Raw genomic sequence first — 22,559 nt, 5'->3', positions numbered from 1 at the left:
GGGGACGCCCGCTGGCGCGGCTTCAGCGACTGACCTCCGGCGACCGAGGGGCCGGTCCCGGCCTTGCCGCACGCAAGACCGGGACCGGCCGCGCGGGCCTCAGCGCTTGCCGCCGCCCTTGCCCGGGAGGCCCTTGTCGAGACCGGCGCGGCGGAGGGCGTCGGCCATCGCGCCGCCACCGGAGGCCCCGCCGCCTCCCTGACCGCCGCGGCCGCCTCGTCCCTGCTCGCCTCGTCCCTGGCCGCCTCTTGCCTGCCCGCCTCTTGCCTGACCGCCACCGCCTTGGCCGCCTCCGCCCTGGCCACCGCGCGCCCCGCCCTGACCGCCGCGGCCGCCGCCCTGGCCGCCGGGACGGTTCGGGCGCTCGCCGCGGTCACGCTGCTCCCCGCGCCCGCCCTGCCGGCCTCCGCCCTGCCGGTCGCGGCCGGGCTCGTCGTCCAGGCGGAGCGTGAGGGAGATGCGCTTGCGCTGGAGGTCGACGTCCAGGACCTTCACGCGGACGATGTCGCCGGGCTTGGCGACGTCGCGCGGGTCCGACACGAACTTGTCCGACATCGCGGAGATGTGGACCAGCCCGTCCTGGTGGACGCCCACGTCCACGAAGGCGCCGAACGCGGCGACGTTGGTGACGACGCCCTCCAGGATCATGCCGGGTTCGAGGTCGGCGAGCTTGTCGACGCCCTCCTTGAACGTGGCGGTCTTGAACGCCGGGCGCGGGTCGCGGCCGGGCTTCTCCAGCTCGGCGAGGATGTCGGTGACGGTCGGCAGCCCGAACGTGTCGTCGACGAACTCCGCCGGCTTCAGCGAGCGCAGCGCGGCGGTGTTGCCGATGAGCGCCTTGACGTCCTTGCCGGCGGTGTCCAGGATCCGGCGCACGACGGGGTACGCCTCCGGGTGCACGCTGGACGCGTCGAGCGGGTCGTCCCCGCCGGGGATGCGCAGGAAGCCCGCGCACTGCTCGAACGCCTTGGGGCCGAGCCGCGGGACGTCCTTCAGCCCGCGGCGGGTCCGGAACGGCCCGTTGGCGTCGCGGTGGGCGACGATGTTCTCCGCGAGCCCCTCGCCGATGCCCGACACGCGGGTGAGCAGCGGCGCGGACGCGGTGTTGACGTCGACGCCGACGGCGTTCACGCAGTCCTCGACGACGGCGTCGAGCGAGCGGGACAGCTTCACCTCGGAGATGTCGTGCTGGTACTGCCCGACGCCGATCGACTTCGGGTCGATCTTGACCAGCTCGGCGAGCGGGTCCTGGAGGCGGCGGGCGATGGAGACGGCGCCGCGCAGCGAGACGTCCATGCCGGGGAGCTCGCGTCCGGCGTACTCGGAGGCCGAGTACACCGACGCGCCCGCCTCCGACACCATGATCTTGGTGAGCTTCAGGTCGGGGTGCCGGGCGATCAGGTCGGCGGCGAGCTTGTCGGTCTCCCGCGACGCGGTGCCGTTGCCGATGGACACCAGGTCGACCTTGTGCTCGCGGGCCAGCCGCGCGAGCGTCTCGATCGACTCGTCCCACTTGCGGCGGGGCTCGTGCGGATAGATGGTGTCGGTGGCGACGACCTTGCCGGTGGCGTCCACGACGGCGACCTTGACGCCGGTGCGCAGGCCGGGGTCGAGGCCCATCGTCGCGCGGGTCCCGGCCGGGGCGGCGAGCAGCAGGTCGCGCAGGTTCGCGGCGAACACGCGGACCGCCTCGTCCTCGGCCTCCTGGCGGAGCCGGGTGCGCATGTCGATGCCGAGGTGGACGAGGATGCGGGTGCGCCACGCCCAGCGGACGGCGTCCGACAGCCACTTGTCGGCGGGGCGGCCCTGGTCGACGATCTGGAACCGGCGGGCGATCTCCGCCTCGTACGAGCTGCGGGCGCCCTCTTCCGGGGCGTCCTCAGGCTCCAGGTCGAGGTCGAGTACCTCCTCCTTCTCGCCGCGGAACAGCGCGAGGACGCGGTGCGAGGGCAGCTTCGTGAACGGCTCGGCGAACTCGAAGTAGTCGGCGAACTTCGCGCCCGCCTCCTGCTTGCCGTCCCGGACGCGGGACACGACCCGGCCCCGGTTCCACATGCGTTCGCGCAGCGCGCCGATGAGGTCGGCGTCCTCGGCGAAGCGCTCGACGAGGATGGCCCGCGCGCCCTCCAGCGCCGCGGCCGCGTCGGCGACGCCCTTGTCCGCGTCCACGTAGTCGCCGGCGGCGGCCTGCGGGTCGTGGGACGGGTCGCCCAGCAGCAGTTCGGCGAGCGGTTCGAGGCCGGCCTCGCGGGCGATCTGCGCCTTGGTGCGCCGCTTCGGCTTGTACGGGAGGTAGATGTCCTCCAGCCGCGCCTTGGAGTCGGCCTCGGTGATCCGGGCCCGCAGCTCGTCGGTGAGCTTGCCCTGCGACTCGATCGACTCCAGGATGGCGGCGCGCCGCTCGTCCAGTTCGCGCAGGTAGCGCAGCCGCTCCTCCAGCGCGCGGAGCTGCGCGTCGTCGAGGGTGCCGGTCGCCTCCTTGCGGTAGCGGGCGATGAACGGGACGGTGGCCCCGCCGTCGAGCAGGTCCACCGCGACCCGCACCTGCCCCTCGCCGACGCCGATCTCCTCGGCGATGCGCTGGGTGATGGGCCGGACCCCGGGCTGGGAGCCCTGCTGGCCGGTGGACGTCTGGCTGGTGGTCGCTGTCACAGCTTGGATTCGCTTTCTCCCCTGGATGTCAGCGTGCATTGTCCAGGGAACGGGCCTTCGTTGTCTTGTCGGCGGGGCATGACGGCCCGGTCGGGCACCCCGCCGGTTCCCCGCAGAGGGTAGAGCCAACTCCCCCGTGATCCGCCCCGATCGGGGACTTTCCCCTACTGGGCGGCCCGGTGTCCGGCGACACAATGGGGCACAGCGGGACCGCGCGGCGGGTCTCCCGGAGGAACCCTGGAGGACTGGTGGACGACGGCAAGCCATTCATCGGCCGGAGGGGCGGGCTCGCCCGGGGGGTGGTCGCCAACGTTCTCCGGGGAGTGGCCCAGGTCGTCCTCGCGTACGCGCTGAACCTGCCGCTGTTCATCCTCGCCGTGCTGTCGATCGCCTTCGTCCCGCTGGGCGTCGGGGTGGTGCTGGCGCCGGCGGTGCTGCTGGCGATCCGCGCGGTGGCGAACCTGCAGCGCGACCTGGCCGAGAATTGGCACGGCGTGCGGATACCGGTGCCGTACCGGCCGGAACCGGCCGGTACGTCCGGCCCGGTCGCGCGCTTCAGATGGGTGCTGGGCGACCCGGCGACGTGGCGGGACCTGCTGTGGTCGCTGCTGAACGTGCCGGTCGCGCTCGTCCTCGGAGTGCTGGCGGCGGGCCTGACCGTGTACGGGCTGGAGGGCATGTTCGCGGCGTGGTGGATCGCGCTGCTGACCGACTACGGCTGGGGCCCGTTCTGGCTGATCACCGACTACGGCGCGGCGGGCATCGCGGGGACGATCGTCCTCGCCGCCGCGATGACGGCGGCGTCCGTCCCGCTGGGCGGGGCGTTCCTGAAGGCGCACGCGCTGTTCTGCCGGTCGCTGCTGTCGCCGACGCAGGGCGCGCTGACCGAGCGCGTCCAGCGGCTCACCGAGACGCGCGCGGAGACCGTGGACGCCTCCGCCGCCGAGCTGCGCCGCATCGAGCGGGACCTGCACGACGGGGCGCAGGCCCGGCTCGTCTCGCTGAGCATGAGCATCGGCCTCGCCGAGGAGATGATGAAGCACGACCCGGAGACCGCGCAGCAGCTGCTCGCCGAGGCCCGCGCCGCCAGCGGCACCGCGCTGACCGAGCTGCGCGACCTGGTCCGCGGCATCCACCCGCCGGTGCTGGCCGAGCGCGGCCTGGACGGGGCCGTCCGGGCGCTGGCGCTCTCGCTGCCGCTGCCCGTGGACGCCCGGATCGACGTGCCGGGACGCCTCGACGCGCCCGTCGAGTCGGCCGGGTACTTCGCGGTGGCGGAGATGCTCGCCAACACCGTGAAACACTCGGGTGCGCGGCGGGCCTGGATCCAGATCGAGCACTCCGGCGGCCGGCTGCTTATGATCATCGGAGACGACGGGACGGGCGGCGCGGACCCCGCGCGGGGTTCGGGCATGCGCGGTATCGAGCGGAGGCTGGCGGCCTTCGACGGGACGATGGCCGTGACCAGCCCGCCCGGCGGACCCACCATCGTGACCATGGAGCTGCCGTGCGCGTTGTCATCGCCGAGGACCTCGCCCTCCTCCGGGACGGACTGATCCGCCTGCTCGGCGCGTTCGGCTTCGAGGTCGTCGAGGCCGTCGACAACGGGCCCTCGCTGCTGCGGGCGCTGACCGCGCACCGCCCGGACGTCGCGGTGGTGGACGTGCGGCTCCCGCCGACGTTCACCGACGAGGGCCTGAAGGCCGCGCTGGAGGCCCGCCGGGAGATCCCGGGGCTGCCGGTGCTGGTGCTGTCGCAGCACGTGGAGCAGCTGTACGCGCGGGAGCTGCTGTCCGACAGCCGGGGCGGCATCGGCTACCTGCTGAAGGACCGGGTGTCGGACGTCCAGGTCTTCGTGGAGGCGGTGCGCCGGGTCGCGGACGGCGGCACCGCCCTCGACCCGGACGTGGTCTCGCAGCTGCTGACCCGGCACGCCCGCGAGGAGCCGCTGCAGGGGCTGACCCCCCGCGAGCGGGAGGTGCTCGGGCTGATGGCCGAGGGCCGGTCGAACGCGGCGATCGCCGCGAAGATGTTCGTCACCGAGAAGGCGGTCAGCAAGCACACCAACAGCATCTTCGGGAAGCTCGGGCTGCCGCCGTCCGAGGACGACAACCGGCGCGTCCTCGCCGTCCTCGCCTACCTGGGCGCCTGACGGCCTGCGGCCGGGCCGGGCGGCGCGGTCACCGGGCCCAGGGCGGGACGAGGCGCTCGTCGCCCTGCGGGGCGATCTCGCACTTGTCCTCGTCGACGACGGCGTCGGGGTCGTAGACGAGGCAGCCCGCGTGGGCGGCGACGACGGCGGTGAACCCGGCGCCGGGCGGCGCGGTCAGCCGGCGCGGCGCATCGGCGGGTAGGACGACGGTGTCGCCGGCGGCCGCCTCCAGCCTCCGCCCGTCCAGGTCGATGGTGGCGGTGCCGTGCAGGAACGTCCAGACCTGCTCGGTGTCGAAGGCGTGCAGCGGGCCGGTCCTGCCCGGCGCCATGTCGACGCGCCAGACGGCGAGGCCGTCCGTGCCGCCCTGGGTGGGCGTCGCGAAGGTGGTCATGGTGCCGTTGGGCGTCTCGGTGCGGCGGCTTTCGGCGTCGCGGATGAGCGTCATGAGCCCCGATCCCCTAACTTGGACAATGTGGTTGTCCATATAGTCAATGAGGTTGTCTTTTATGTCAAGCGACGCCCCCGGCTTCGAGCTGCCGCTGCGGCTCTTCCTCGCCTTCCGCGTGATCATCGATGAGCTGCACGCGGAGCTGGCCGCGCAGGGCCATCCCGACCTGCGACCGACGCACGGCTTCGTCCTCCAGGCCGTCGGCCCCGGCACGACGGCCGTGGAGCTCGGCCGGTCGCTCGGGGTGACCAAGCAGGCGGCGGGCAAGATGGTCGAGTCCCTGGAGCGGATGGGCTACGTGGAGCGCACCGCCGATCCGGCCGACGCCCGCCGCAAGATCGTGCGGCTGACGGCCAGGGGCGCGGACTGCCTGGACCGCTCCGCGCGGATCTTCGAGCGGATCCGGGCCGACTGGGTGCGGCGGCTGGGCGCGGACCGCGTCCGGGCGATGGAGCGCGATCTCCGCGAGGTCACGCCCGGCGAGCTGTGGCGGCTGGACGTCCCCGGCTGGTTCGGGACGCCCTGAAGATTCTTTCCGGAGTGCCCGCCCGTACGTGTGCAGGCAGCCGCTTAGACCACCCGCTCCGGGCGTTTCCGGGACGCCGGGCACCCCTTGAACGCACCGTTCCGCCCGGTTACCATCTGGCCAATTCTTAGGAAACTTTCCTAAGAATTGCGCGGGGATTCCTGTTTGCTCGGGGGCCGAACGAACGGAGAATCATGTCAAGACCGGGCGGACGGCGGGCCATCGGGCTCGCCGGCGCGACGACGCTGGCGGTCGCCACCGCCCTGCTGACGGCGCCCCCTGCGTCGTCGGCCGGGACGGTCACCGCCTCCTGTACCAAGACCCAGGACTGGGGCACCGGCTTCGAGGGCTCGTGCACGGTCACCAACGGCACTGACGCGGCCCTGAACGGCTGGACCGTCGAGTTGGACCTGCCGTCCGGCACGGCCATCACGACCGCGTGGAACGCCACCAGGACCGTCTCGGGCGACCATTACACGTTCACCAACCCGGGCTGGAACGCGACACTCGCCGCCGGTGCCAGCACCAGCTTCGGGTTCAACGGGTCCGGCCCCGGCTGGCTGACCGGCTGCACCGTCAACGGCGCCGCCTGCGACGGATCCGGCGGCCCCGGCGGTCCCGGTGACGACGAGGAGGCCCCGGCCGCCCCGTCCGGCCTCCGCTCCACGGGCAAGACCGCCACCAGCGTGTCGCTGGCGTGGAACGCGGCAACCGACAACGTCGGCGTGACCGGCTACGACGTCTACAACGGCGCGGCGAAGGCCGCCTCGGTGACCGGCACCAGCGCGACCGTGGGCGGCCTGTCGGCCGGGACCGCCTACACGTTCACCGTCCGGGCCCGGGACGCGGCCGGGAACACCTCCCCCGCGTCCGGCGCCGTCTCGGTCACCACCAGCGAGGGCGGCGACCCCGGAGACGCCGGCGGCAAGGTCATCGGGTACTTCGCCGAGTGGGGCGTCTACCAGCGCAACTACCACGTCAAGAACATCGAGACGAGCGGCTCCGCCGACAGGCTCACCCACATCAACTACGCGTTCGGCAACGTCCAGGGCGGCAAGTGCACCATCGGCGACGCCTACGCGGCGACCGACAAGGCGTACACCGCGGCCGACAGCGTCGACGGCGTCGCCGACACCTGGGACCAGCCGCTGCGCGGCAACTTCAACCAGCTCCGCAAGCTGAAGCAGATGCACCCGGGCCTGAAGGTCGTCTGGTCGTTCGGCGGCTGGACGTGGTCCGGCGGGTTCGGGCAGGCCGCGCAGAACCCGGCCGCGTTCGCCGAGTCCTGCTACAACCTGGTCGAGGACCCGCGCTGGGCGGACGTGTTCGACGGCATCGACATCGACTGGGAGTACCCGAACGCGTGCGGCCTCAGCTGCGACAGCAGCGGCCCGGACGCGCTGGGCAACCTGCTGTCGGCGCTGCGGTCCCGGTTCGGCTCCGGCAACCTCGTGACCGCCGCGATCACCGCCGACGCCAGCCCCGGCGGCAAGATGGACGCGACCGACTACGCGGGCGCCGCCCGGCACGCCGACTGGTTCATGCCGATGACCTACGACTACTTCGGCGCCTGGGCCGCCCAGGGGCCGACGGCACCGCACTCGCCGCTCACGTCCTACCCGGGCATCCCGCAGCAGGGCTTCAACTCGGCCGAGACCATCGCCAAGCTGAAGGCCAAGGGCGTCCCGGCGAGCAAGCTGCTGCTCGGCATCGGCTTCTACGGGCGCGGCTGGACGGGCGTCGCCCAGTCCGAGCCGGGCGGGACCGCGACGGGCGCCGCGCCCGGCACCTACGAGGCCGGCATCGAGGACTACAAGGTCCTCAAGAGCCGGTGTCCCGCGACCGGCACCGTCGCCGGCACCGCCTACGCCAAGTGCGGCAGCCAGTGGTGGAGCTACGACACGCCGTCCACCATCGGCGGGAAGATGGCCTACGCCCAGGACGAGGGACTGGCCGGCGCCTTCTTCTGGGAGCTCAGCGGGGACACGCCGAACGGTGAGCTGATCACCGCCATCGAGAACGGTCTCGGCTGACCCGTTCGCAGAAGGGGGCCCTTCCGGCCTCCTGCGGCAGCCGAGACATCGGGCCCCTGACCACTCTGGAGAGCGGTCAGGGGCCCGTTCCATCCCCGGCACCCCCCGAGTACGGTCGGTCATGATCGTTCTAAGCCGACGTTGGGGGGGCCGGTGTGCGGGACTGGGAGCCGGGCAGGACGTACCGGAGCGGTTCGGGCGAGGTTCGTTGGGACGTGCTCGGGGATCAGGACGCGGCCCCGGTCGTCCTGCTGCACGGCACGCCGTTCTCCTCCTATGTATGGCGTGGTGTCGCGCGCGCTTTGGCGACGACCCACCGCGTGTACGTCTGGGACATGCCGGGTTATGGGACGTCCGAGATGAGCGATGGGCAGGACGTGTCGCTCGCTGCCCAGGGCCATGTATTCACCGAGATGCTGGCCCATTGGGGTCTGGACGAGCCGACGGTCGTGGCGCATGACTTCGGTGGGGCCGTGGCCCTTCGGGCGCATCTCCTGCACGGCGCCCGTTACCGTGCCCTCGCGTTGGTCGATCCCGTCGCCCTCGCTCCTTGGGGTTCACCCTTCTTCCGCCTGGTCGGGGCCAACACGAAGGTGTTCGAGCAGCTTCCACCTGCACTGCACGGGGCGCTCGTCCGGGAGTACGTGTCGTCTGCTAGCCATCGCGGTCTGCACCCAGCGGTCCTGGACGCGCTCGTCGACCCCTGGCTAGGGGACGTGGGGCAGCCGGCCTTCTACCGGCAGATCGCCCAGGCGGAACAGCGCTACACGGACGAGATCCAAGGCCGCTACGGCGAACTGGACCTTCCCGTCCTGATCTGCTGGGGCGCATCGGACACCTGGATACCCGTCGCCAAGGCCCACGAGCTGGCCACGCTCGTCCCGGGGGCGCGCCTCCGCCTGATCGACGGCGCCGGCCACCTCGTCCAGGAAGACGCCCCCGCCGAACTGACCGCCGTGCTCACCGCATTCCTCACATGATCGCGGCCGTGCTGTTCGACCTGGACGGGACGCTTCTCGACCACGAGAGGGCGGCGGCCGAGGCGATCACCCGGTCGTTCCCGGACGCGGACCCGGCATGGCTCACCGCGCGCTGGAGGGAGCTGAGCGAGGAGGCCGCGCATCACGTCCCTGGACGCGCTCCCCGGCCTGCTCGACGCCGTCTCGCCGCCCGGGGGCCGGCGGACGGCGCCGTGAGCCCGCGGCGCCGCCCGTCCCGTCCCGGCCCGGTCACGAAGTCTGGAGCGCCGCCTGGATCTCCAGGGTGATCTGGACCTTCTCCCCCAGGCCGAGGCCCGATCCGCCGGGAATCTTCGCGGCGTCGCCGACACCGAACTCGAGCCGGCTGATCTCCCCGGTCGCGGTGAAGCCCACCCGGGCGCCCTTGAAGGGGTCCTCAAGGAACGGGTCGGGGCTGAAACCGCCGATCTCCAGCTTGAGCGGGACCTGCTTGGTCTGGCCGCGCAAGGTCAGCTCGCCGTCCAGGACGAAGTCGTCCCCGTCGGGGCGGATGCCGGTGGAGCGGTACGTCATCGCGGGGTACTTCTCCACGTCCAGGTAGTCGGCGGACCGGACGTGCGCGTCCCGCTGGGCGATGCCGGTGTCGATCGACGCCAGGTCGATCGTGGCGTTCACCGCCGATTCGAGGGGGTCCTCGCCGGTCACGATCGTGCCCTCGAACGTCCCGAAGCGGCCGCGGACCTTGCTGACCATCAGGTGCCGGACGGTGAAGCCGACGTTGCTGTGGGCGGGGTCGATGGTCCAGGTGCCGGCGACGTAGCCGGGGATCTCGACAAGCTGGGCCCTCATCGTGTCTCCTAAGGTTATGAAAGGTAAGGCGGTTCCGAAGAGGAACCGGTCCCATCATGCGGAGACCCTCGGATCCGGCACAAGAAGGCACTTTTTTCTGCCTCGGTCACCTGGAGATAACCATGCAGCACACGGCCCATTCCTGCCGGGCACGGGAGGTCCTCGACCGGGTCGGCGACAAGTGGTCGCTACTGGTGATCTCGCTGCTGGGCGAGCGGAGCATGCGGTTCACCGAGCTCAAGCGCGAGATCGACGGCATCAGCCAGCGCATGCTCACCGTCACCCTGCGCGCCCTGGAACGCGACGGGATCGTCACCCGGACCGTGTACCCCGTGATGCCGCCACGCGTGGACTACGCCCTCACCCCCATGGGCGAGACGCTCATAGCCGCGGCCAGCACCCTCGTCGCGTGGGCGGAGGCCCACCGCGGGAAGATCGACGCCGCCCGAGCCGAGTACGACGCCCGCGCCGAGGAGACGGCGGCCATCAAGGCGAAATGAGGCTCTAGCGGCCTGGCCGGCGGAACGACGCGGCGGGAAATCCGCGTGCCGTCGCCTGCCGTGGCGCGTTAGCTTTGAGTCGATGGACTTTCACGAGGTGGGACGGCGAGCTAGCCGCGCCGAGCTGGGGAACGAGCAGTCGTGCCCGGCCCGGCTCGGCGGTGTGCGCCGTCTTCCCATCGACCTCGTGAGGCCGTCCCATGCGCTCGACCGACATTCGCTCGACGTTTCTTGACTTCTTCCAGGAGCGCGACCACCGCGTCGTGCCGTCCAGCCCGCTGATTCCGTCCGACCCCACGCTTCTGCTGGCGAACGCGGGCATGAACCAGTTCAAGCCGTACTTCCTCGGCGAGACCGCGCCGGAACATCCCCGTTCGGTGTCCGTGCAGAAGTGCGCGCGTACGTCCGACATCGAGAACGTGGGCCGCACGACCCGGCACGCGACATTTTTCGAGATGCTCGGCAACTTCTCCTTCGGCGATTACTTCAAGGCGGAGGCGATCTCCTGGGCGTGGGAACTGCTCACGCGCCACTACAACCTCGACCCCGACCGCCTCTGGGTCACCGTGTACCTGGACGACGACGAAGCCGTCCGCCTCTGGCGCCGGGTCGGGGTTCCCTTGGAGCGGATCCAGCGGCTCGGCATGGAGGACAACTACTGGTCGATGGGCACGCCCGGCCCATGCGGCCCGTCGTCCGAACTCCATTACGACAGGGGGCCGTCCTTCGGACGCGAAGGCGGACCCGCCGTGGACGGCGAGCGCTACCAGGAACTGTGGAATCTCGTCTTCATGGAGAACCTCCGAGGAGAGGGCACCGGCAAGGACGAATACCCGATACTCGGCGAACTGCCCGCGAAGAACATCGACACCGGGCTCGGGCTCGACCGTCTCGCCGCGATCCTGCAGGGCGTGGAGACGGTCTGCGAAACCGACCTGCTGGCGCCGACGTTCCGGCTCGTCCAGGAAATGGCGAGCCGCGAATACTCCGGGGAGGACTCCACGTCCTTCCGCGTCGTCACCGAACACTCCCGCTCGATCGCGTTCCTCATCGCCGACGGCGTACTGCCCGCCCGCGACGGCCGGGGCTACGTACTGCGCCGCCTGATGCGCCGCGCCGTCCGGCACGCCCGCAAACTCGGCATCGAGGACCTCGCCCTTCCAGCGCTGACGTCCAGCGTCATCGACACTCTGGGCGGGACCTGGCCCGAGCTGACGCAGCGCTCCGACCTGATCCGCCAGGTCGTCACCGCGGAGGAAGAGGCGTTCGAGCGGACGCTGCGCCAGGGCTCCCAACTCCTGAACTCGGCGATCAGCCGCACAAAGGCCACCATCTCGGGACGAACCGCGTTCGAACTGCACGACACCTACGGCTTCCCGATCGACCTGACCCTGGACGCGGCGCGCTCGGCGGGCCTCACCGTCGACGAGAACGAGTTCGCGGAACTCCTCGAAGCCCAACGCCGCCGGGCGCACCAGGCGGGCCACTCCCGCAAGGGCGGAGCGGTCGCGCGCCAGGACCTCTACCGCACCGTCACCGCCGAGCACGGCCTCACGGACTTCGTGGGCTACTCGTCAACGACGACGGAAACACGCGTCCTGGCCCTTCTCGCCCCGCGGGACCCCCTCGACGTCGCCGTCGAAGGCGGCGAACTGGAGGTGATCCTTGAGCGCAGCCCGTTCTATGCGGAATCAGGCGGCCAGGTAGGAGACACGGGCGTACTGCGCACCTCCGGCTCGACCTTGGACGTCCTGGACACCCGCCTCGGCCTCGACGGGCTCCACGTACACACGGTCCGCGTCACGCACGGCGAGGTGCGTCCCGGCGACGAGGCCGAGGCGATCGTCGACGCCGCCCGCCGCTCCGCGACGGCACGCTCCCACAGCGCGACCCACGTCCTGCACGCGATGCTGCGCCGCCACCTGGGCGACCACGCGTCCCAGCGAGGCTCACGCGTAGAGCCGGGCCGCCTCCGCTTCGACTTCGCCCACTTCTCCCCCGTGGACACCGCCCTGCTCCAGACCCTCGTCAACGACTACCTGCTGGACGATCCGGAGGTCACGGTCTGGGAGACGACCCGCGCCGAGGCGGAGGCTGCTGGCGCGGTAGCGATGTTCGGCGAACGCTACGGGCCGGACGTCCGCATCGTGGACATCGGCGACGCGTCCCGCGAACTGTGCGGCGGCACCCACGTCGGCCACGGCTCGCAGGCGGGCCCCGTCCACATCGTCGCCGAATCGTCCATCGGCACCGGCCTGCGCCGCATCGAGGCCCTGACCGGCACCGACGCGCTCCGCCACTACGATCACCAACGCGACATCCTCAACGAACTGGCGGGACTCCTGCACGTCCACCCCGACCAGGCCCCCGCCCGCCTACGCCAACGCCTGGAAACCCTTGCAGAGACCCAGCGCCAGCTGGAGAACCTCCGCCAGGCGGGACTCGACACCCACGCGGCGTGCCTGGCCGCCGACGCCGAGCCGGTCCCGGGCGGATGGCTCATCGCTGAAAGCGTCCCCGGGGAGACGGACCTGCGCGCACTCGCCACCAAGATCCTCAAGCTCCGCCCGGACCGCGGCGTCGTCATCCTGGGCGCGCATTCGGACGGCAAGGCGTCCCTGGTGGCGGCGACGAACACGGGGTCGCAGGCACGGGACATGCTCACCGAGGCGGCCCGCGAGATCGGCGGCGGCGCCGGCGGGAAGGGCCCGATCGCGAACGCGGGCGGCCGCAACCCCGCCAACCTCCCGGCGGCGCTCGCCACCGCGGCGACCCGGGCCCGCACGCTCCTGGCCCCCTGACACGGCACGGCCGCCGCCCGGCACCGGGCGGCGGCCAAGAGCCTCCACTGTCGGGCTGGCGGGATTTGAACCCACGACCCCCGGCACCCAAAGCCGGTGCGCTACCAAACTGCGCTACAGCCCGCACACGATGACGGAGTCTAGCCCCCCGCGCCACGGCCCGCCGCTCCATTACCCGGCACCCGGACCACCCGGCACGTCCACACCCGGAACCCTGTACGCTACGGACTGACGATCGAGGGCCGACCGCCCTCCGTCCCCTCGCGGGCGTAGCTCAATGGTAGAGCCCCAGTCTTCCAAACTGGCTACGCGGGTTCGATTCCCGTCGCCCGCTCCACTGTTTCCGCAGGTCAAAGCCCTGCAGGGCGAGCTTGAGATGGACACCAAGATCTTCTATCACTGGTTCTATCACTGGACCTGTACGTGATCATGACGGATTACGTCACCTGAACCGGCATCGAAGGGCACTCCTTCAAGCCGCCGATTGGACGTCATCCCGCCCTCGACGAACTGGGCATCAGGCACGAACTTGGGTCGGCTCGGACCGCATCACCTGTCTTCGTCGGCGACGAGATGGGCGACGACCAAGGGCAGCAACCGCATCACGCTCCGCCTCACCAGATGACATCGTTGATGCCACCGGAGGGACCGGAGGGGGACCCCTGAGCACATACGCCTTCGACGAAGATCGCCATGTGCTCGTCGTGTTCTGGGAGACCAGCTCGGGCTGCGCAGCCTCCACCTGCGCCGAACTCCCGCGCGACATCCCCGCCGGCGCAATCCAGCGTCTCGCTCAGGCTCTGACCTCGTTCTCCGCTCAGGCCTGGCGCACCTACACCCACCCGGCCTAGCAAGAGGTGAACACCGAGGGATGGCGACGTGCACAACACCGAGAATCGTTCGCGACAGTGATGGATGCTCTGACGCATCCGAACCTGCCCTCGGACGGCATGCTGGTGACGTCGTACGACCCTGTCGAGGAAAGTGCTCACCAGGTCGGCCGTGCCCTGCACGCCATTGACGATCCGGACTTGAGCAGACGGCTTAGCGCCGAAATCCAGGCCGAGCTGACCGCGATCGAACGGGCAGAAAGTCGGCGACCTAACTGGCCGCGCCCGCCAAGCTCTGGCCCTCACCCGCGCCGACGCCTCCCCCGCCCAGGTGCAAGCCGCCGCTGACGTCACCGCCGAGGCATCCGGCGATGCACCCACCCAGATCATCGAGGAAGCAGACAACATCGAGGCTCTTGCCCACGAGACCCCGACCATTGTGCTGCAACAACTCGAACTCGGCCTCAGCCCTTCGCATGCGCCGCTAGCGCCGGCCCGAGCGGCAGTGCCGCAGGCGAGGCGGGTGAGGGTGAGGCGAGGGAGCCCGGCAGTACGCCCGCTGGCCGACTGTGGCTCGACGATGCTCACTGTCGAAGGCGCTCGCGATCTGTCGGCGGCGAGTGCGGGTCAGGAGCGTGCTCGACGGAGGTCGGTTCGTCGCCGGATCGGGCTGAGCGTGGCGGGCGGCGAAGGCTTGGGGATGCGGAGTCGGCGACTCGGGCGCCTTGCCGCTCGCGTTCGTCGTCCGGACTCCAGTTCGGCTCTCAGGCGGTCCAGGTGAACGAGGAGCTCGCCATGGAGCGGCCAGTCGGGGCTGTCGGCCCGCAGCATCTGGGTCAGCTTGACGCGCTCTTCCCGCGCGGTGTCCAGGTGGGAGGCGAGCGTGTCCTCGAGGTCGGTGCTTCCTGTGGCGAACTGCTGCCGGCGCATCCGCCCGTACATGCCCAGCGCCGAGGCCAGATGCCTCGCGGTCGTGGCCAGCAAGGCGCGGGTGTCGCTCTCGGACAGGGGGTCCTCGCGCCCCTGCTCAGGTTCGTTGGCGTGGTCGGCGAGGCAGCGCGCGAGGCCGCGGATGGTGACTCCGCAGTGTTCCAGTGCGACCAGGGTCTCCCGCAACGCCACCATTGACCGCAGCATTCCGACGCCTTGCGGATTGAGGCGGATGCTTTCCTCGGCATGTACGAGTTCGCCGTCCACGCGTTGGACTTCCCGGGCGAGGGAGCGGGCCTGGGACAGCAATTCGTCGAAGGTGTGCGGCTCGGGGCGCTTTTCCACCGCGTCGGCGATGTCGCGGAGGTGACGGGCCATGGTGCCGCTGAGGTCCTCGAGCGCCTCCTCGGCTGCTTGGATCTTGACGGGAGAGGTCAGCAAACCGGCGACCAGGCCGGTGAGCGCGCCGACGAGCGTCTCCACGATCCGCCCGGTGGCGGCGGCGCCGGTCTCGAGGGAGAGGATGAGCATGGCGCTGATCGGCACCTCGAGGATGTAGTTGCCGAGCCTCATGACGAATCCGCAGATCAGTGCGGCCGTGATGGCCAGGCCCAGGCTCCACCAGCTGAATCCCAGCACGCTCGACAGCAATGCCGCGACCACCACACCGACCACTACGCTGACGACGCGTTGCCAGACATGGTGAATGGTCTGGTACAGCGTGACCTGGACGACGAGGAGTGCGGTCAGAGGGGCGAGTACGGGCCTTGGGCTGGTAGCGGGCAGCCATGACGCGAATTGGAATGCAAGAACCGCTGTCACGGCGAGGCGGGCGATCACGAGGGTCGTGGGCTGTGTGCGCAGCCGCTTCAGTCGCACCCGCACCGGCGTGACCGCAGTGCGCGCCGCCGCACGTATCCGCTGGTCACCGTTCATCCCACGCCCCAACGGCCGGTCATCGACTCAGGCGCTCGAACGCCAGGCGGACGGCCATCGCTCCCTCTCCGACCGCAGACGCGACCCGCTTGATCGAGCCGCTCCGCACATCACCCGCGGCGAGCACGCCGGGGAGGTTGGTCTCCAGCGGCAGGGCCTGTGGGCCCCCGGTGCGCACATACCCCTTGTCATCGAGATCGACCGTGCCGGACAACCAGGCGACGCAGGGGTCGGCTCCGATGAAGACGAACAATGCGCGCACCTCGAAGCGGCGGACTTCACCGGTCCGGTTGTTCCTTGTGACGACTTCCTCCAGGAGATCGTGACCGTGCAGTTCACGAATCTCGGTGTGCAGGAACACGTCGATCTCGGGGCAGTGCTCGATCCGGTCGACGAGGTAGCGCGACATGTTCTCGCCGAGTTCTCCGCCCCGGACGAAGAGCAGCACGCGCGTGGCGTGCCGGGCCAAGAAGAGGGCCGCCTGACCCGCCGAATTACCGCCACCGACGATGGCCACCGATACGTGACGGCACTGGAGCGCCTCTACCTGGGTCGCCGCGAAGTACACGCCGGCACCGTCGTAGTCGTCAAGGCGCGGGACGTCCAGCCGGCGGTAGCGGGCGCCGGTCGCGATGACGACCGTGCGGCCGGACAGCTCACCGCCTCCGTCGAGGTCGACGGTGTACCGGCCGTTGCCCGCCCGCAGCCCCGTGGCGCCGCCGGGCACGTGCAGTCTCGCGCCGAACCCTCTGGCCTGGATGACCGCCCGTTCCGTCAGCTCCGCACCCGAGATGCCGGCAGGGAAACCGAGGTAGTTCTCAATCTTGGACGACTTCCCGGCCTGTCCTCCGGTCGCGATGGCATCGACGACCATCGTGTCCAGGCCGTCCGAGGAGCCGTACACGGCCGCGGCCAGCCCGGCGGGGCCCGCGCCGATGACGAGCATGTCGTGCGCCGAGGAGGCCGGCGCCGGCGGCGGCAGCCCGAGCAGCCGGTTGAGCTCGTCATCTCCCGGATTGCGCAGCACCCGCTCACCGTTCAGGATCACGACGGGTGTTTCGGACGCCGGGACGCCGAGCTTCCTGAGCAGCGATTCGGCGTCCTCGTCGTCCTCGACGTCGATCCACCGGTGCGGCAGCCGGTTGCGCGCGGCGAAGTCGCGCAGTCGCAGGCAGCGGGGAGAGAATCGCGAGCCGATGATCCGCAGCCCGGCGCCGTGCTCGATGAGCAGGGAGCGCCGGATGAGGAACGCGCGCAGGACGAGGTCGCCGAACCAGGGTTCCCGGTCGGCCAGCTCGCGCAGGCGTCGCGGCCGCACCGCTATCACCTCACCGGGTTCCTCGACGCGGGCGGTGAGGAACGTCTGCTGACCGGTCAGCAGGCCGAGCTCACCGAGGAAGCGTCCCGGTCCGTGCACGCGGATGACCTCGCCCTTGTCGAGCATCGCCACCGTACCGGCCACGATCAGGAAGAAGTCGTGGTCACGGTCCCCTTCCGAGAAGAGGACATCGCCGCGGCGGGTCGGGCGTCGTTCCCCGTATGCCGCGACCAGCCCGATCTGCTCCCGGTCGAGTCGGGGGTAGGCGCCGTACAGATCAGGTGTCTCTTCCAAGGGCTTCCTCCACCCACGTGCGGAGCGGACCGGCATGTGCGGCGCCCGCCCTCCGGTCGATCACCTTCCCGTCGCGCATCAGCAGCAGCGTGGGAACGGCTCGCACGGCGAAGCGCTCCCGGATCCTCGGTGCCCGGTCTATGTCGGTCTTCACGAGCTTCAGCCGCCCCGCCATCTCGTGGGCGATGCGCTCCAGTACCGGGCTGACCGTGCGGCACGGCGCGCACCAGGCCGCCCACAGGTCGACGAGGACCGGGACCGAGGAGCGCTCGGCGACCTCGGTGAAGTCCTCGTCTCCGGCGTCCGCGATCCACGGGAGCGGCCGGTGACAGTTGCCGCAGACCGGCTTGCCGCCGGCGGCGCCCGGCACACGGTTCTTCGTACCGCAGTGCTCGCAACGGACGGTCATCGGTCCCTCCCGCGGATGCGGGCGAAGTGCCCCGTGCGGGTCAGCCCTTGACCTCGATGTGGCGGTCCTTCTCGGTCGTGGCCTTGGGGACCGTCACGGTGAGGACGCCGTCTGCGAGTTTTGCGTCGATCCCCTCGGCATCGATGTCACCGGGCAGGTACACGCGGTACTCGAACCGGCCGGTGCGCCGCTGCTTGTGATGCCGCAGCCCGCGGCTCTCCCGCTCCTTGATCTCTCCCGTGATGGTCAGCTCCCGGTCGTGCAGCGATACGTCGATCTCGTCCTTCTTCAGGCCGGGGAGTTCGGTCTCGATCACGTAGGCGTCGTCGGTCTCGCTCACGTCCCCCGCGGGCGCCCAGGGCATATCTGTGGCAGTACCGGCGAAGGCCGCGTTGACCAGCTGCTCCATCTGCTCGTAGAGGGGGTCGAACGCCCGCGGCCGCGGGGTGAGCATCGTGTCTCCGGGGCGGCGGATGCTGGGCAGTGCCATCGTCTGATCCTCTCGTTGGACGTTCTCTCCATGGGACGTTGCCCGTCCGGCCGGTCCGGCACATCCTCAGAGTTGACAGGTCCGGGACGTGCGGCTCCCGGTCAGCCGATTTCCCGGATGTCGGGGTCCTCGAGATCGAGCCACCGGTCCACGGCTCGCATCACCTCTGCGCTGATGCTGCCTTGGGAGTAGAGCCGGCGCAGCTTCTCGCGCTGCGTTCGCACCAGTTCGCGGCGGAGGCCGAGGACGTCGGTGACCTCCTCGTCGAGGTCCTCGCCGGATTCGGTGCGGACCTGGTCCAGGAGGCTCTCGTACAGCCGGCGGAAGGTCCCGCCGGTGCGATCGTCGACCTCGCCGTTCTCGATGAGCTCGTCCAGCCGCGCGAGGGCGGCGTCCACCACGGCCTTCCGCGCCTCCTGGTACTCGATCCGGACGCGGTCGGACCCGGCCAGGCCCAGCCGTCTCAGCAGGCCGGGCAGCGTGGTCGCACACCCGATCAGGGCGATGAACACGACGGCGCCGATCACGAAGAGCCGCTCGCCGCGCCGTTCCGGCGGCAGGCCCGGTGCGGACACCGGCAGGGACAGCACGATCGCCAGCGAGATCGCGCCTCGCATACCGCTCCAGCCGATGACGAGCCGGTCGCGCCAGGGCAGATGGTCGAAGGCGAAGTGCCGGCCGGGCAGGTACCGGGAGAGCGGGAAGACGAACTGCGTCCAGGCGAGCCGCAGGGCCACGATGACGGCCGTGACCGCGACCGCGCCGAGGATCGCCGACGACCACGCCGCGCCGGTCAGCTGGCGCACGATGAGGCGTACCTCAAGGCCGAGCAGCACGAACAGCGCCGATTCCAGAAGGAAGACCAGCACCTGCCAGAACAGCTGCCCGGGCAGCCGGGACGCCGGCTGGAGCATGCCCTCTCCGCGGGTGCCGAGGTAGAAGCCCGCGCAGACGGCGGCGAGGACCCCGGAGAAGCCGAGCTCCTCGGCCGGGACGAACGCGAGGTACGGCGTCAGCAGGGTCACGACGATCTGGCTGCCGGGATCGCGGATCCGGCGGCGGAGGCGGGACGCGACGAAACCCACCGCGAGGCCGTACGCCACGCCGCCGGCGACGACTTCGGCCAGCCGCGCGATGCCGTGCCCGAGGGTGAAGGGCGTCGTCAGCGCCTCGACGGCCAGCACGAAGGCGGTGAGCGCAACGGCGTCGTTGATGAGGTTCTCACCTTCGACGATGGTCACGAGCCGGCCCGGCGCGTTCAGCCGCTTCATGATCGAGATCGCGGCGACGGGGTCGGTGGGGGCGACGGCGGCACCGAGGGCGATGGCGGCCGCCCAGCTCAGGTCGGGCAGGATCCATCGCAGGACCGCGGCGACGGCGAGGGTGGTCACCGTCGTCAGGCCGATCGCGAGCGCCGTGATCGGCACGGCGTCCGCCTTCGCCTCGCGCGGGGAACTGAAGAAGGCGGCGTAGTAGACGAGCGGAGGTAGGAAGCCCAGCAGCACCACTTCCGGTGGCAGCGCGATCTCGGGCATGCCGGGCAGGAACGCCACCGCTGCGCCGAGCACGACGAGAAGGATCGCGTCGGGCACCCCTATACGCGCGGCCAGGGCCCGGGAGAGCAGCACCACGGCCGTGATGGCCAGGCCGACGATGAAAAGGGATTCCGGACCCATGATCGCGACCTTCCCGGGAAGGCCCCGTCCAGCCGAACACGCAGGTAGGGAAATGGACAAGCGGAACTGATTCTCCGGTGACCACCGCCGGGTCACTCGGAGGGGTGCTCATCGTCGGTTGCTACCCGTACTGAGGATACGAGGCGCCTGGCGGCACGCGCAGGGTGGTGGGCGTGACCGAGGTACCAGTGCTGGGTTCGAAGCTGGAGGTGCCCGCCCCTCCACCGGGGCTGGTGGAGCGTCCACGCCTCGGCCGCGTTCTCGACACCGGGCTGCGACGGCCGTTGACGCTGGTGAACGCTCCGCCCGGCTGGGGGAAGTCCGTGCTGCTGAGCTGGTGGACGAGGGCGACGGACCTCCGGGTCGGCTGGCTCGGCATCGAAGACGGGGACGACCCCCGATTCTGGTCCTATCTGCGGGCGGCGCTGAACTCTGCGGGGGGATTCGCGGGCGACGCCCTGCCGTCGCCGGACGAGGCGCCCCATGAAGTGTTCTTGGCCCGACTGGCGGCCGTGCTGGCCGGATCTGCCGAACCCGTGGGCGTCGTCCTCGACGATTTCCATCGAATATGCGACCCGCGGGTCCTGAAGGGGCTGGAGTATCTGGTCCAGCACGCCGGGAGGGCACTACGGGTGATCATCGTGACGCGCGGTGGCCCGGGACCTCCGCTGGCGCGTTTACGGCTCGCCGGCGCGGTCACCGTGTTGGAGGCCGCAGAACTTTCGTTCACCATGGCGGAGACCGTCGAACTGCTGGCCGCACTCGGCCTGGAACTGCCCGGCCGGTACACGCGCATGCTGCTCCAGCGCACGGAGGGCTGGCCGGCGGGCCTGCGGCTCGCGGGGCTGTCCATGCAAGGACACTGCGATCCGCTGCGCTTCGTGAACGGGCTGACCGGCGACCACGAGACCATCGCGGGCTACTTCGCCTCGGAAGTGCTGGACGGTCTCGACGGCGGGCATCTGGAGGTGCTGCTGTGCGGCTCTGTGCTGGAACAGCTCACCGGCAGCCTGGCGGACGCCCTCACCGGCCGGTCGGACGGTGAACGGATCCTGGCCGAACTATGGGATGCGGGCGCCTTCCTCGACACGGTCGGCGACCGGCGCTCCTCGTATCGCTGCCACCGTCTTCTCGGTGAGTTCCTTCGTCGTGAGCTGGCCAGGCGCGCGCCACGGCGAGTCCCCGACCTGCATCGGCGCGCGGCCGCCTGGTACGCCGCACGAGGCTCGTCCCAGGAGGCGCTCCAGCACGCCCTCCTGTCCCCGGACTGGCGGATGGCCACGGATCTCCTGGCCGACCACTGGCCTGATCTCGTGCTGTCGGACTCAGACCCACCGCTCTGGGCGTCCGACCCCGCGCCGCCGGAAGCGGCGCTTCGCGACAACCCGGATCTTGCGCTGGCCTGCGCATTGAATCAGCAGATCGTCGGTGATCGGCGAGGAACCGACCGTTACCTGCGGCTCGCCGACCACCACGCGGCCGAGGCCGACGATGACAAGGCCACGGCGATCCGCCTGACACGGTCGGTGGCGGCGGGGGACGTCGCCGCGACCTTCTCCCAGGCGTCACGGCTCCTCGCGCACCGGGAGGACGGCGAAGGCGCCCGTTCGGTCGCCCTTTGCGCACTCGGCACAGCGCGGCTGGCGACCGGGGACCTGCGCACGGCGGAAAGGGCACTGGACGACGGGCTGGCCGCGGCCGAGCATGCGGGCCTGGACCGGGCCCGAGCGGTGTGCCTCAGCAGGCTCGCCGTGGCCCGCGCCCTGCTCGGCGAACTCCATCTCGCGGGGCAGACCGCTCAGGATTCGCTCGGCTTCACCGCGGCACCCGGAGTTCGCGGGTACGCCTATCTCGCGTTGGCGATCACGCACCACGAGTGGGGCGACGGGAACGAGGCCGCGCGGTACCTGGATCTCGCGGAGAGTTCCGGTGACCGGCTGCTCGCCGCGCTGATCAGCATCGTCCGGCTGTGGTCGCTTCAGGGGGGCGAATACAGCTCCCACGCGGACGAGGTACTGCGCGAGGCCCGCCACCAACTCACCGGCTGGGCGGTGCCGACGTACATCGCCCACCGGTTCACCGCCGCCGAGGCGGCGCTGCGGACGAGCCTCGGGGACACCGGCACGGCCGCCCGGCTCCTGACCGACAAGGCAGGGGCATCGGGCGGCTCGGCGCCGCTGGCGGTGGCGCTCGCGCGCCTGCAGCTGAAGGACGGCGATCCGGACACGGCGATACTGACGGCCGCCGGCGCACCGAACGGTGAATTGGGGCTCAGCCTGGAAGCAGGCCTGCTGGAAGCGTTGGCCGCCGACCGTGCCGGCCATGACCGGCACGCGTCCACGACCCTGGAGAAGACCCTGCAACTCGCCGATCACGAGCGTTTCAAGGGGGTGTTCCTCCGCGAGGGCCGGGCCGCGCGGCGGCTGCTGAGCGCCCACCTGGACTCGGGGACGGCATGCTGGCCGTTCGTCATGGAGATCGTCGGATGCGCCGCCGAGCGGGCGGACGGCCCCGTCGCACCGCTGACCGAGCGGGAGCTGACGGTGCTGCGGTATCTGCAGAGCGTCCTGACGACCGAGGAGATCGCGGCCGAGCTGCACCTCTCGGTCAACACCGTGAAGACGCACACACGCCACATCTACCGGAAGCTCACCGCCTCCCGGCGCCGGGAGGCGGTGCGCAAGGCCCGGGAGGCTCGGCTTCTCTGAGCCCCCCGGGCCTTGCGGCTGCTCACCCAACCGCTGCGGCAGCGG

The 22,559-nt window shown here is 70.8% G+C and carries 17 protein-coding genes and 2 tRNA genes; 10 read left to right on the top strand and 9 right to left on the bottom strand.

Annotated elements, in window-relative coordinates:
- Positions 1 to 99 precede the first annotated feature (99 nt).
- Positions 100 to 2,589 (bottom strand): Tex family protein, encoded by a 2,490-nt coding sequence (locus tag IEZ03_RS19485; RefSeq protein ID WP_229808416.1) that lies wholly within the window; start codon positions 2,587 to 2,589, stop codon positions 100 to 102.
- Between the two features lie 311 nt (positions 2,590 to 2,900).
- Here IEZ03_RS19485 and IEZ03_RS19480 point away from each other — a divergent pair, with 311 nt between their 5' ends.
- Positions 2,901 to 4,208, top strand: coding sequence for a sensor histidine kinase (locus tag IEZ03_RS19480; RefSeq protein ID WP_229808405.1), 1,308 nt, complete (start codon positions 2,901 to 2,903; stop codon positions 4,206 to 4,208).
- Positions 4,160 to 4,804, top strand: a complete 645-nt coding sequence (locus tag IEZ03_RS19475) for a LuxR C-terminal-related transcriptional regulator (protein ID WP_184882128.1) — start codon at positions 4,160 to 4,162, stop codon at positions 4,802 to 4,804. The genes IEZ03_RS19480 and IEZ03_RS19475 overlap by 49 nt, the downstream gene beginning before the upstream one ends.
- Before the next feature lie 28 nt (positions 4,805 to 4,832).
- Here IEZ03_RS19475 and IEZ03_RS19470 read toward each other — a convergent pair whose 3' ends face one another.
- The gene (locus tag IEZ03_RS19470; RefSeq protein ID WP_184882126.1) at positions 4,833 to 5,252 is read right to left on the bottom strand and encodes a cupin domain-containing protein; all 420 of its coding nucleotides are present in this window, start codon (positions 5,250 to 5,252) and stop codon (positions 4,833 to 4,835) included.
- A 61-nt stretch (positions 5,253 to 5,313) separates the two neighbouring features.
- Between IEZ03_RS19470 and IEZ03_RS19465 the strand changes: the two genes are divergently transcribed.
- The 4 genes from IEZ03_RS19465 (at position 5,314) to IEZ03_RS19450 (ending at position 9,081) form a co-directional block, all read left to right on the top strand.
- Positions 5,314 to 5,781 (top strand): MarR family winged helix-turn-helix transcriptional regulator, encoded by a 468-nt coding sequence (locus tag IEZ03_RS19465; protein ID WP_184882124.1) that lies wholly within the window; start codon positions 5,314 to 5,316, stop codon positions 5,779 to 5,781.
- A 194-nt stretch (positions 5,782 to 5,975) separates the two neighbouring features.
- Positions 5,976 to 7,814, top strand: coding sequence for a glycoside hydrolase family 18 chitinase (locus IEZ03_RS19460; RefSeq protein ID WP_184882122.1), 1,839 nt, complete (start codon positions 5,976 to 5,978; stop codon positions 7,812 to 7,814).
- Positions 7,815 to 7,969: 155 nt separating this feature from the next.
- Positions 7,970 to 8,794, top strand: a complete 825-nt coding sequence (locus tag IEZ03_RS19455; protein WP_184882120.1) for an alpha/beta fold hydrolase — start codon at positions 7,970 to 7,972, stop codon at positions 8,792 to 8,794.
- Complete coding sequence (locus tag IEZ03_RS19450; RefSeq protein ID WP_184882118.1) at positions 8,791 to 9,081, top strand: hypothetical protein; 291 nt, start codon at positions 8,791 to 8,793, stop codon at positions 9,079 to 9,081. The genes IEZ03_RS19455 and IEZ03_RS19450 overlap by 4 nt, the downstream gene beginning before the upstream one ends.
- Here IEZ03_RS19450 and IEZ03_RS19445 read toward each other — a convergent pair.
- A complete protein-coding gene (locus IEZ03_RS19445; RefSeq protein ID WP_184882116.1) occupies positions 9,044 to 9,622 on the bottom strand; it encodes a YceI family protein in 579 nt (192 codons plus the stop codon). The genes IEZ03_RS19450 and IEZ03_RS19445 overlap by 38 nt on opposite strands.
- A gap of 122 nt (positions 9,623 to 9,744) precedes the next feature.
- Between IEZ03_RS19445 and IEZ03_RS19440 the strand changes: the two genes are divergently transcribed.
- Positions 9,745 to 10,122: a winged helix-turn-helix transcriptional regulator gene (locus IEZ03_RS19440; protein ID WP_221480611.1), complete on the top strand. Its 378-nt coding sequence runs from the start codon at positions 9,745 to 9,747 to the stop codon at positions 10,120 to 10,122.
- 200 nt (positions 10,123 to 10,322) lie between these two features.
- Positions 10,323 to 12,923: an alanine--tRNA ligase gene (alaS, locus tag IEZ03_RS19435; RefSeq protein ID WP_184882112.1), complete on the top strand. Its 2,601-nt coding sequence runs from the start codon at positions 10,323 to 10,325 to the stop codon at positions 12,921 to 12,923.
- A 50-nt stretch (positions 12,924 to 12,973) separates the two neighbouring features.
- Here the strand turns inward: alaS and IEZ03_RS19430 are convergent.
- A tRNA-Pro gene (locus tag IEZ03_RS19430) sits at positions 12,974 to 13,047 on the bottom strand.
- A gap of 139 nt (positions 13,048 to 13,186) precedes the next feature.
- On the opposite strand from IEZ03_RS19430, the gene IEZ03_RS19425 reads away from it, so the two are divergent.
- Positions 13,187 to 13,260: transfer RNA gene (locus tag IEZ03_RS19425), tRNA-Gly, on the top strand.
- A 1,120-nt stretch (positions 13,261 to 14,380) separates the two neighbouring features.
- Here the strand turns inward: IEZ03_RS19425 and IEZ03_RS19420 are convergent.
- The 5 genes from IEZ03_RS19420 to IEZ03_RS19400 all read right to left on the bottom strand — a co-directional run bounded on the left by IEZ03_RS19420 (position 14,381) and on the right by IEZ03_RS19400 (position 19,806).
- Entirely contained in the window at positions 14,381 to 15,619 is a 1,239-nt protein-coding gene (locus tag IEZ03_RS19420; RefSeq protein ID WP_184882110.1) for an FUSC family protein, read from the bottom strand.
- Between the two features lie 19 nt (positions 15,620 to 15,638).
- Positions 15,639 to 17,231 (bottom strand): FAD-dependent oxidoreductase, encoded by a 1,593-nt coding sequence (locus IEZ03_RS19415; protein ID WP_229808404.1) that lies wholly within the window; start codon positions 17,229 to 17,231, stop codon positions 15,639 to 15,641.
- Entirely contained in the window at positions 17,215 to 17,640 is a 426-nt protein-coding gene (locus IEZ03_RS19410) for a thioredoxin family protein (protein ID WP_184882106.1), read from the bottom strand. Before IEZ03_RS19410 ends, IEZ03_RS19415 begins: the two co-directional genes overlap by 17 nt.
- Positions 17,641 to 17,680: 40 nt before the next feature.
- Positions 17,681 to 18,130 carry an Hsp20/alpha crystallin family protein gene (locus tag IEZ03_RS19405; protein WP_221480610.1) on the bottom strand — a complete coding sequence of 150 codons (450 nt, stop codon included), beginning with the start codon at positions 18,128 to 18,130 and terminating at the stop codon, positions 17,681 to 17,683.
- Positions 18,131 to 18,231: 101 nt separating this feature from the next.
- Positions 18,232 to 19,806 (bottom strand): Na+/H+ antiporter, encoded by a 1,575-nt coding sequence (locus tag IEZ03_RS19400; RefSeq protein ID WP_184882104.1) that lies wholly within the window; start codon positions 19,804 to 19,806, stop codon positions 18,232 to 18,234.
- Between the two features lie 173 nt (positions 19,807 to 19,979).
- Here IEZ03_RS19400 and IEZ03_RS19395 point away from each other — a divergent pair, with 173 nt between their 5' ends.
- The gene (locus IEZ03_RS19395; protein ID WP_184882102.1) at positions 19,980 to 22,514 is read left to right on the top strand and encodes a winged helix-turn-helix domain-containing protein; all 2,535 of its coding nucleotides are present in this window, start codon (positions 19,980 to 19,982) and stop codon (positions 22,512 to 22,514) included.
- Positions 22,515 to 22,559 lie beyond the last annotated feature (45 nt).

This window comes from Actinomadura livida (assembly GCF_014648675.1).
Lineage (GTDB): Bacteria > Actinomycetota > Actinomycetes > Streptosporangiales > Streptosporangiaceae > Spirillospora > Spirillospora livida.
This window is presented reverse-complemented; position numbering and strand designations above follow the sequence as displayed.